This window comes from Mesorhizobium sp. (genome assembly GCF_005063415.1).
Taxonomy (GTDB): domain Bacteria; phylum Pseudomonadota; class Alphaproteobacteria; order Rhizobiales; family Rhizobiaceae; genus Mesorhizobium.
In genome coordinates this window covers 39,640-49,945 of record NZ_SUEG01000017.1, presented here as the reverse complement: position 1 = coordinate 49,945, position 10,306 = coordinate 39,640, and the positions used below count along the sequence as shown (strand labels likewise).

7 protein-coding genes are annotated in these 10,306 nt (G+C 61.9%); 4 read left to right on the top strand and 3 right to left on the bottom strand.

Annotated features, from left to right (window positions below; genetic code table 11):
- Nucleotides 1-247: 247 nt before the first annotated feature.
- Complete coding sequence (locus E5W70_RS07500; protein ID WP_292655958.1) at nt 248-1,357, bottom strand: Gfo/Idh/MocA family oxidoreductase; 1,110 nt, start codon at nt 1,355-1,357, stop codon at nt 248-250.
- Nucleotides 1,358-1,509: 152 nt separating this feature from the next.
- On the opposite strand from E5W70_RS07500, the gene E5W70_RS07495 reads away from it, so the two are divergent.
- Nucleotides 1,510-2,355 carry a MurR/RpiR family transcriptional regulator gene (locus E5W70_RS07495; RefSeq protein ID WP_292655981.1) on the top strand — a complete coding sequence of 282 codons (846 nt, stop codon included), beginning with the start codon at nt 1,510-1,512 and terminating at the stop codon, nt 2,353-2,355.
- 154 nt (nt 2,356-2,509) lie between these two features.
- Here the strand turns inward: E5W70_RS07495 and E5W70_RS07490 are convergent, their stop codons facing one another.
- Nucleotides 2,510-4,249: an adenylate/guanylate cyclase domain-containing protein gene (locus tag E5W70_RS07490; RefSeq protein WP_292655955.1), complete on the bottom strand. Its 1,740-nt coding sequence runs from the start codon at nt 4,247-4,249 to the stop codon at nt 2,510-2,512.
- 271 nt (nt 4,250-4,520) lie between these two features.
- On the bottom strand, nt 4,521-5,411 hold the full coding sequence (locus tag E5W70_RS07485; protein WP_292655952.1) for an AraC family transcriptional regulator: 891 nt from the start codon (nt 5,409-5,411) through the stop codon (nt 4,521-4,523).
- A gap of 137 nt (nt 5,412-5,548) precedes the next feature.
- Here E5W70_RS07485 and E5W70_RS07480 point away from each other — a divergent pair, with 137 nt between their 5' ends.
- The 3 genes from E5W70_RS07480 to iolD all read left to right on the top strand — a co-directional run bounded on the left by E5W70_RS07480 (nt 5,549) and on the right by iolD (nt 10,291).
- Entirely contained in the window at nt 5,549-6,277 is a 729-nt protein-coding gene (locus E5W70_RS07480; protein WP_292655949.1) for an SDR family oxidoreductase, read from the top strand.
- 200 nt (nt 6,278-6,477) lie between these two features.
- Nucleotides 6,478-8,412 (top strand): 5-dehydro-2-deoxygluconokinase, encoded by a 1,935-nt coding sequence (gene iolC, locus E5W70_RS07475; protein ID WP_292655946.1) that lies wholly within the window; start codon nt 6,478-6,480, stop codon nt 8,410-8,412.
- Nucleotides 8,413-8,446: 34 nt separating this feature from the next.
- Entirely contained in the window at nt 8,447-10,291 is a 1,845-nt protein-coding gene (iolD, locus tag E5W70_RS07470; RefSeq protein ID WP_292655943.1) for a 3D-(3,5/4)-trihydroxycyclohexane-1,2-dione acylhydrolase (decyclizing), read from the top strand.
- The last annotated feature ends 15 nt before the right edge of the window (nt 10,292-10,306 follow it).

The window sequence follows — 10,306 nt, the reverse complement described above, 5'->3', positions numbered from 1 at the left end:
GCGCCATGATCGCCGACCGTCCTGGAGCCGCCTGAGCACTTCTCCTTCTCCCCTTGTGGGAGAAGGAGGATCGGCGCGCAGCGCCGAGCCGGATGAGGGGTGCTGGAAGAAACTCGGCGTAAAAATATTGAGGGATTTTAAGCGCTTATTTCTTCGCTGTAGCGATCCGTCCAACACCCTCATCCGACCGAGCTTCGCTCGGCCACCTTCTCCCACAAGGGGAGAAGGGAAGACCAGCGCGGGCTTACTACCTAACCTCCATCCAGCGCTGTTCCGCGAACGAGCGCGCCATCGCGTGCACCGTGCGCTCGATCTCCAGGCCTTCGTCGAAATCGATGATCCGCGCCGGCTTGCCGGCAAGCCGCGTCAAAAGTTCCCGGCATTCGATGATCTTGAGGTCGTTGAAGCCGAGGCCGTGGCCGGGCGCCGGCAGGAAGGCGTCATAAGGCTTATGGTGCGGCGCCACCAGGATGGTGCGATAGCCTTGCTCGGTCGGCCGGTCGGCTGTCAGATAGAGTTGGAACTCGTTCATCCGCTCCTGGTCGTACAGGATCGAGCCCTTCGAACCAAAAATCTGGATGGCGATCCGGCCTTTGCGGCCCCAGGCCGAGCGGTTGACCAGCAAGGTGCCGGCGATGCCGTTTTCGAGATGCATCAGGATGCTGGCGATGTCATAGGTCTCGACCGCGCGGCGCCCGCCCGAGGCGACGCGGCGGTCGGCGTAGGGTCTGGCCATGTCGCACATGACTCGGGCGACACGGCCGAACAGTACGGCAATGAGCGACAGCGGATGCACGGCGAAATCGTCGAGCGCGCCGTAACCGGACGCCGCCTCGTGCTTCCAGAAGAACAGCGCCTCCGGATCGGCCATGAAGTCCTCGTCCATCTCGATACGCAGATGGTTGACCTCGCCGATGATCTTCTCGTCGAGCAGCGCGCCGATATGGCGGATCGCAGGGTTCTGAATATAGTTATAGCCAAGCGCGGCCACCTTGCCGAACTTTTGGGCCGCCGCAGCCATTGCTTGCGCCTCCGCAAAACTTGGCGCCATCGGTTTTTCACACCACAGATGCTTGCCGGCCTCGAGGATGGCGATGGCCATTTCCGGGTGGAACTGGTTCGGCGTGGTCAGCGAGATGACATCGACATCCGGGTCGTCGACGACGGCACGCCAGTCGCCGGATGCCTTGGCGAAGCCGAATTCGCTGGCGCGGCGTTTGGCAAGGTCCTCGTTGACCTCGCCCAGATGGACCAGCCTTGGCTTGTCGACATCGGGAAAGACGGTGCCGACCGCGTTCCAGGCAATGGCGTGGCACTTGCCCATGAAGCCCGTGCCGATAAGACCTACCCTGACCATCTGCCTTGCCTCCCTGTGTGCAAACTTATGTGGATGAATTAGTCCATTTTGTTTGCAAATGGAACGCTTGCCTCATTTTTTATGGTGTTCTTGCACAGGCCCGCTATGATGAGGCACAGAGGGAACTAACGATGAGCCTGGGCGGAGCGACGATGGACGAACGGGTGCCTCGCGATTTCGAAACGCTGCGGGCGACGATCCTGGAGCGGCGTCAGAGCCTGCCGAAACGTATCGCCCAGATCGCCGCCTATGCGCTCGACAACCCCGACGATATAGCCTTCGGCACCGCTGCCAGCATCGCCGCCTCCGCCGGTGTCCAGCCTTCGACCCTGATCCGCTTTGCGCAGCAGCTTGGCTTTGACGGATTTACCAGCCTGCAGCTGGTGTTTCGCGAGCGCCTGCGCGAACGCAACTCGTCCTACGATGAAAGGCTGGCGGCATTGCGCGCCAAGGCCGACGAAGGCGCCGGCCACCGGGCGATTTTCGACGGTTTTGTCGCCGCGGCCAGCACCTCGCTCAACGACATTTCGCGCACGCTGAATGAAGACCATTTCGAAGATGCGATCGCCGTGTTGGCCAAGGCCGAAACCATTTATGTGCTGGCCAAGCGGCGCTCCTACCCGGTCGCCTCCTATATCGCCTATGCATTGGGCAAGCTTAGGATTCGCAACCAGCTGATCGAATCGGCCGCCGGCCTGAACGCGGAGATGATCGGCTTTGCCTCTCCAAGGGACGCTGTCATCGCCATCAGCTTTTCACCCTATGCCCCGGCCACCATCGAAGAGGCGCGCGTCATTTCGGAGCAAGGCGTGCCGATCGTGGCGATTACCGACAGCTCCTTTTCGCCGCTCGCCCAATTCGCCAGGGTTTGGTTCGAGGTCGCCGAAGCCGATTTCGCCGGCTTCCGCTCGCTGTCGGCGACGATGGCTTTGGCCATGGCGCTGACCGTCGCCGTCGGCGAGAAGCGGCGCGATAGCGGCCGCAAGCGCAAGGCCTAGTGGTGAAAGCCTGACGCTTGGTACCCGACGCACAGGGAAGTTCAGGGTGGAGAGTTCGCGTTGACGGTCTGAACGGGCAAGAAGGGACAGTTGCGGACGATCGGAAGTCACGTCATTTGTTGCGATGGTGATTTACCTACGAATGCCCAGCGTTTCATTCCGGCAGGCCAGCGAGCCGCAACCCGTCGACGTATCGGGCAAGGAGAGCCTTATCCCGATATGGCGCGCGGGAGCTGTATCGCTCGATTGAGAATTCCGGATTGAGCTTGAGAAGTTCGCTAGCGGCGCGACGGGCGTCCTCCAATCGACCAAGTTGGGCATATGTTGCCGCCAGCAAGCGGTAGGCGGAACCAAGATCCGCCATCTTTTCCAAAAGGGACAGGGCTTCGAGGTAGTTTCCGGAAAGGTATTTGCTGGCCGCAATGTTCCAAAGGTACCAGTCGGGTCGGCTGGGATTGAGCCGTAAAGCCAGTTCTCCGATTCTGGTCGCGTCCTCGAGACGCCCGAGATAGCCCAAGGCATCGCAATATTCGGCGAGGAGATCGCAATTGTTGGGCGCAAGCTCGCGGCCGCGTTCGTAACAGCCTATTGCTCTTTCAGCTTCCCCCCGCCAGAGGTAAACGACGCCCAGCGCCCAGTGGACGTTGGCGTCGTAGGGACTGAGTTCAAGGGCTTTGCTCGCCGAAGCGAATGCACTTGCCAGCGTGGTTTCCAGATCGACGCGCTCATTCCATTTCAGCCTGTGTATCTCGAGCCAGGCGAGTCCCAGGTATCCGCGCGCGTAGCCCGGATCGTCCTTGATCGCGGCGACGAACATCTCTCTGGCAAGTCTGACGTCATCCGGATTCAAGCTCATCTCAAGATGCCTGCCGCGCAGGTAAAAGTCGTATGCCCTCAGTGCGGTTAGCGGTTTGCCGAGAACACGGTGGCGCTCGGCCTCCTCGATCTTGATGTTAAGGGCGGCCGGAATGGATTGGGACAGCTCGTCTTGGATGTAGAACACATCGACAAGGTCGAAATCGTATTTCTCCGCCCAGATGTGTTCGTGTAACGCATTGGTCAGATTGGCATTGACCCGGACGCGATTGCCGAGCCGCCTCACGCTGCCCTCAAGAGTGTAATGCGTGGCCGGAGCATTCTGTTGCGGCTCTGAACGAGGCAAGCGAACGATCACGTTTAACCCGGAGAAGCGCGACAATGCGGCAACGATATCCTCGGTTATGCCGGCGGCGAAATACTCCTGGTCGGGATCGCCGCTCAAATTCACAAACCTCGAGACATAGAGAAGCGTTCTGTTCGACGCGATAGCAGGATTATCCTGAACGTCGAGCGACGGCGGTGCCATGAGGGCGGTGGGCGTGTGCTTGGATGGCGTGTCATCATCGATGATGACATTGAAAATCCGGAGCGGACGTTCAATGTTCTTCAACGCCTGCTCGCCCGCATCTTCGAAGCTGATATACAAGCGGTTGCCCACAGTATCGCGCACCGATGCCGAGACCGCGACGCCCCCAGGCCTGGCGATGCTCTCGATGCGCGCCGCCACGTTTACGCCGTCACCATAGACGTCTTCGTCTTCGAACAGGATGTCGCCGATATTAATGCCGATGCGAAATTCTATTTGCCGATCGCGACGGACGTTCGTGTTCCTCGTCCGCATCTCCCGTTGGATTTCGACCGCGCAGAGAACCGCTTCCTCGACGGCGCGGAACTCCACCAACATGCCATCGCCCATGAGCTTGATGATGCGGCCATGATGCAATGCGACCTTGACGTCCAATAGTTCCTGACGATGCTTCTTCAGGGCCGACAAAGTACCTTTCTCGTCAATTTCCATCAGCCGGCTGTAGCCGACTACGTCAGTGGCCATGATGACGGAGAGTTTCTGTTCCATCGGCGCTCCCCACTCCTACAAGCAACTAGATAACACATCCGCACCGCCGAAGCATCGAACTTGCGCGGCCGGAAATGGGAAGATGATTACACGATAGGTTCCTGATGGCTGCGGAAATTTCGGCTGCCGGCATGGACAACTTATTGAAAGGCAATTCCGTTTTTGATTGTCGGCTTCGGGCTCAATCACGACCTTCCAGCAGAAGATTTAAGGGCAGCACAGGGTCGGATCTTGCCGTTCATTGCGGGTACCAAGCGTTAGGCTTTCACCACTAGATCACCTCTATTGCCGTTTCGCCTCCTGTCAAAAGCCGCGCTGCGTCGCGGGCGGGCGGCGATCCGAACTGGCGGGCATACTCCCGGCTGAACTGGGAAGCACTCTCATAGCCGACAGCGAAGGCGACACGCGCCACGTTGCCCGGCTGGGCAATCAGCAAATGGCGGGCTTCCAGCAAGCGGATTTGCTTTTGATACTGGATTGGGCTCATGGCCGTCGCCGCCTTGAAGTGACGATAAAACGCAGCACTGCTCATACGGGCGATCTCGGCCAGATCGCCGACCCGGACCGGCTGATGGGGATGCGAACGGATCCAGGCGATCGCCCGGCCAATCCGGGACAGATGGCCATCGGCGCGCGCAAGTTCACGAAGCTTTCCGCCCTGGGGGCCTTGCAGGAGCCGAAACAGCATCTCCCGCTCGAGCATGGTCGCGAGCACGGGAATCTCCGCTGGCCGGTCAAGCAGCCGCATCATTCGACGCAACGCGTCGAGCAGGTCGTCATCAACGGGAGAGGTGGAGAAACTGTCGCCACTGAGGGTCGGCCCGTGCTCAACGAGGAGCGCGGCGACGGCCTGCAGGTCAAGGGTCAAGCCAATGGCCAGGTAAGGGCGCGCGGCGCTCGCTTCGACTATCTGGCTGATGGTAGGCGTCTCGACAGTGTAGATGAAATAGCTGGCCGGATTGTAACGAAGGGTCCGGTCGCCGATCAGGACCGTTTTCGCGCCCTGCAATACGAATAAGATTCCCGACCCCCACACCCCTGGCATTGGCGCCGTGGCAACTTCGCTGCGGCCGATCGAAACGCGGGGAACGGCCGTTCTTGTTCGTCGCCCGCGCGCATGGCGGCTGGCGATCTCGATCAACTCCTGCAGCGCCTCGCTCATTGCGCCAGCATCGCGCATTCACGCCGGCCGCGCAACTGCGTGAGAGGATTAGGCAAGAGCCTGAGAATTTCCGGCGCGCGGCGCCCGCTGCCTCGCGCCATTTGTGGGTCTTCCACAAGAAAAATGGAGACACCGATATGACGACTTCGAAGACCGCGCTGGTGACCGGCGCCAACAAGGGTATAGGCCGTGAAATCGCCCGGCGACTGGCGACCATGGGCTTCAAGGTCTGGCTCGGCGCCAGGAACGCCGAACGCGGCATGGCGGCGGCGCAGGCATTGCGCGCCGAAGGCCTCGACGTGGAGTGGCTTGAGCTGGACGTCACGCGGGATGACAGTGTGAAGGCGGCAGCCGAGGCATTCAGGCAGGCCAGCCCCTGCCTCGACGTGCTGGTGAACAACGCCGGCGTCGCCATCAACTACGACCTGCCGCCGAGCCAGCAGCGGATCGCCGACATCCAGGCCACCTACGACGTCAATGTCTTCGGCCCGATCCGCGTGACCCAGGCATTCCTGCCGCTGCTGCTGGCGGCACCTGCTGCCCGGATCGTGATGGTGAGCAGCTCCACCGGGTCCATCGGCCGGGCGCTAGATCCCGCCACCGCAAACCACGCCGTCAACATGATGGGCTACGGCAGCTCCAAGACAGCCTTGAACGCCATCACGGTGGCCTTCGCCAGGGAGCTCGCGCCCCAAGGTATCAAGGTCAACGCCGCGGCGCCCGGCTACACCGCCACCGATCTCAACGGGTATAAAGGTCATCGCACGGTGCAGCAGGCGGCCGAGATCGTCATTCACCTGGCGACCTTGGACGCTGATGGCCCGACCGCCGGGTACTTCACCGATGATGGCCCGCTTCCTTGGTAAATCAGCAGGTGTCAGTGGTAGACCCTTGACGTTCGTCTAACTTCAAAGTTTCTGAACGCGCGAGCCTTGCACAGCACTTTTCAGCCTTGGGAATGCTCGTTCCATATTGACTATGGATTGGAATTATTATTTCATATTGCCGGCGCCACGCTGCCGCTCGCGCGTGTTACCCAAGACAACAAAGCCGATGGGAGGTTCGAATGGGCGAAGCCGTGGAAGCGAGACATGCGCCGCTCGACATCATCACGATCGGCCGCGCTTCCGTCGATCTTTACGGCCAGCAGATCGGCTCGCGCCTCGAGGACATTACTTCCTTTGCCAAGTCGGTCGGCGGCTGCCCAGCCAACATCGCAGTCGGCACTGCCAGGCTCGGCCTGCGCTCGGCGCTGCTCACCCGCGTCGGCAATGAGCAGATGGGCCGCTTCATCCGCGAGCAGCTGACCCGCGAGGGCGTTTCGGTCCAAGGCCTCAAGACCGATCCGGAGCGGCTGACCGCCCTGGTGCTGCTGTCGGTCGAGGATGAAGGCGTCTCGCCGATGATCTTCTATCGCAGCGATTGCGCCGACATGGCGCTTTCGGAAGACGACATCGATGAGGCGTTTATCGCTTCGGCACGCGCGGTCGTCGTCACCGGCACGCATTTTTCGCGACCCAACAGCGACGCCGCCCAGCGCAAGGCGATCCGTGCCATGAAGGCCAAGGGCGGCAAGGTGGTGTTCGACATCGACTACCGCCCTAACCTGTGGGGCCTCGCCGGCCACGCCGAAGGCTTTGAGCGCTATGTGAAATCCGACCGCGTCTCGGCGCAGCTGAAGACTGTGCTGCCCGATTGCGATCTCATCGTCGGCACCGAAGAGGAAATCATGATCGCCTCGGGCGCAGACGATTGCCTGAGCGCGCTGAAGGCCATCCGCTCGCTGTCGGCGGCAACCATCGTGCTGAAACGCGGCGCCATGGGCTGCATCGTGTATGACGGGCCGATCAGCGACGATCTCGAGGACGGTATCGTCGGCAAGGGGTTTCCTATCGAAGTCTACAATGTGCTCGGCGCCGGCGACGCCTTCATGTCGGGCTTCCTGCGCGGCTGGCTCGGCGAGGAAAGCCTGGCGACGGCGGCGACCTGGGCCAATGCCTGCGGGGCATTTGCCGTGTCGCGGCTGCTCTGCGCACCGGAATACCCGACTTTCGAGGAATTGCAGTTCTTCCTGAAAAACGGCAGCAAGCATCTGGCGCTGCGCAAGGACGAGGCGATCAACCACATCCATTGGGCGACCACGCGCCGGCGCGACATCCCCTCGCTGATGGCGTTCGCCTGCGACCACCGCGTCCAGCTAGAGGACGTCGCGGCAAAAGCCGGCGCCGATCCGTCGCGAATTCCAGCTTTCAAAGTGCTGACCGTCAAGGCCGCGGCCAAGGTCGCGGCTGGCCGCACCGGCTACGGCATGCTGCTCGACGAAAAATACGGACGCGAGGCGATGTTCGAATTCGTCCACCATTCCTTCGCCTGGCTCGGCCGGCCGGTCGAGTTGCCGGGTTCGCGGCCGCTTCGCTTCGAGTTCTCGCAAGACATAGGTTCGCAGCTGACCGAATGGCCGGTCGACCACTGCATCAAATGCCTGTGCTTCTATCATCCCGACGATCCCGCGGAGCTGAAGACCGAACAGCAGCAGAAACTGCGCGCTTTGTTCGAGGCCGCGCGGAAAGTGGGCAGAGAACTTCTGGTGGAGATCATCGCCGGCAAGCACGGCAAGCTCGACGACATGACCATCCCGCGCGCGCTGCAGGAACTCTACGCACTCGGCATCAAGCCCGATTGGTGGAAGCTCGAACCGCAGGCATCGGCTGGCGCATGGGCAAAGATCGAGGCGGTGATCCTGAAGCACGATCCGTGGTGCCGCGGGATTGTGCTGCTCGGTTTGGAAGCGCCGCAGGACGAGCTGGAAGCGGCCTTCGCCGCCACCGCCAAGGCGCCCATCGTCAAGGGCTTTGCCGTCGGCCGCACTATCTTCATCAACGCGGCCGAACAATGGCTTGCCGGCAAGATGTCGGACGATGAGGCGGTTGCCGACATGGCATCTCGCTTCGAGAGACTGACCGAGGCATGGCTTGCCGCGCGTGGCCGCAAAGCAGCATAAGAAGGCGCGGCATAAGGACTGCGGAGGAAACGATATGACCAAAACCGTTCGCCTGACCATGGCGCAGGCGCTGACCCGCTTTCTCAGCAAGCAGATGACCGAGATCCACGGCAGGAAAGTGCCGATCTTTGGCGGCGTCTGGGCGATCTTCGGCCATGGCAATGTCGCCGGAGTCGGCGAGGCGCTCCATCAGGTGCGCGACGAGCTGCCGACCTTCCGCGCCCATAACGAGCAGGCGATGGCGCATTCGGCGATCGCCTACGCCAAGGCCAATTTCCGTCGCCGCTTCATGGCGGCGACCAGTTCGATCGGCCCCGGCGCGCTCAACATGGTGACGGCGGCGGCACTTGCGCATGTAAACAGGTTGCCCGTCCTGTTTCTCCCCGGCGACGTCTTCGCCAATCGCATTCCCGACCCAGTGCTGCAGCAGGCCGAGGATTTTTCCGACGGCACGGCTACCGTCAATGACTGTTTCAAGCCCGTGTCGCGCTATTTCGACCGCATCACCCGGCCCGAGCAGATCATGCCGGCGCTGAACCGCACCATGCAGGTGCTGACCGATCCGGCCGAATGCGGCCCGGTGACGCTGGCGCTGTGCCAGGATGTGCAGGCCGAGGCCTATGACTACCCCGAGAGCTTCTTTGCCGAACGGGTCTGGATCCCGCGCATGATCCGTCCGGATCGCCGGGAACTGGCGGCCGCCGTCGCGGCGCTCAAGGGCGCGAAGAAGCCGCTGATCATCGCCGGCGGCGGCGTACTCTATTCGCAGGCTTGGGAAGAACTGGCCGGGTTCGCGGAATGCCAGGGTATTCCGGTTTGCGAGACGCAAGGCGGCAAATCATCGCTGCCGGACGATCATCCCTTGAACATGGGCGCGGTCGGCGTCACCGGCACTTCGGCGGCCAACAGGCTGGCCGAAGAGGCCGACGTCGTGCTTGCCGTCGGCACCAGGCTGCAGGATTTCACCACCGGCTCGTGGTCGCTGTTCAAGAATTCCGCCAAGACCATCATCGGGCTCAACGTCCAGCCCTTCGACGCCGGCAAGCACCAGGCGCTGCCGCTGGTCGCCGATGCGGCGGAAGGGCTCGCCGAACTCGCTGCCGCGCTGAAAGGTTGGAAAGCCCCTTCAGGCTGGACCGACAATGCGATCAGCGGCAAGAAGGAGTGGCAGGCAGATGCCGGCAAGGTGACTGCGTCGACCAATGCCGCCTATCCGTCCGACGCGCAGGTGATCGGCGCCGTGCAGCGCGCCATGGGCTCCGGCGTGACGTTGCTTCACGCCGCCGGCGGCTTGCCCGGCGAATTGCACAAGCTATGGCAGGCGGGCGCGCCCGGCTCCTATCACGCCGAATACGGCTTCTCGACCATGGGCTACGAAATCGCCGGTGGACTCGGCGTCAAGATGGCCAGGCCCGACGAGGAGGTTGTGGTGATGATCGGCGACGGCTCCTATCTGATGCTCAATTCCGAGATCGCGACGTCGGTGATGCTCGGCCTCAAGCTGACCATCGTGCTGCTCGACAACCGCGGCTATGGCTGCATCAACCGGCTGCAGATGGCGACCGGCGGCGCCAACTTCAACAATCTGCTGAAGGACGCTCGTCACGAGACCTTGCCCGAGATCGACTTCGCCGCGCATGCTGCGAGTATGGGTGCGATTGCCGAAAAAGTGCCGTCGATCGCTGGGCTCGAAACGGCGCTGGCGCAAGCGAAGAAGAATACGCGAACGACCGTGCTGGTCATCGACACCGACCCGCTGGTTTCGACCGAGGCCGGTGGAAGCTGGTGGGATGTCGCAGTGCCGGAAGTCTCGGCACGGCCGCAAGTGAATGCGGCGCGCAAGAAATACGAGGAAGCGCTGAGCGGGCGGCGATTTTAGCGCCCGCCAACGCCT

Excerpts from the sequence above, each read along its gene's own strand:
- E5W70_RS07500 (WP_292655958.1), bottom strand. The coding sequence starts at position 1,357 with ATGGTCAGGGTAGGTCTTATCGGCACGGGCTTCATGGGCAAGTGCCAC.
- iolD (WP_292655943.1), top strand. The coding sequence starts at position 8,447 with ATGACCAAAACCGTTCGCCTGACCATGGCGCAGGCGCTGACCCGCTTT.
- E5W70_RS07495 (WP_292655981.1), top strand. The coding sequence starts at position 1,510 with ATGGACGAACGGGTGCCTCGCGATTTCGAAACGCTGCGGGCGACGATC.
- iolC (WP_292655946.1), top strand. The coding sequence starts at position 6,478 with ATGGGCGAAGCCGTGGAAGCGAGACATGCGCCGCTCGACATCATCACG.
- E5W70_RS07485 (WP_292655952.1), bottom strand. The coding sequence starts at position 5,411 with ATGAGCGAGGCGCTGCAGGAGTTGATCGAGATCGCCAGCCGCCATGCG.
- E5W70_RS07490 (WP_292655955.1), bottom strand. The coding sequence starts at position 4,249 with ATGGAACAGAAACTCTCCGTCATCATGGCCACTGACGTAGTCGGCTAC.
- E5W70_RS07480 (WP_292655949.1), top strand. The coding sequence starts at position 5,549 with ATGACGACTTCGAAGACCGCGCTGGTGACCGGCGCCAACAAGGGTATA.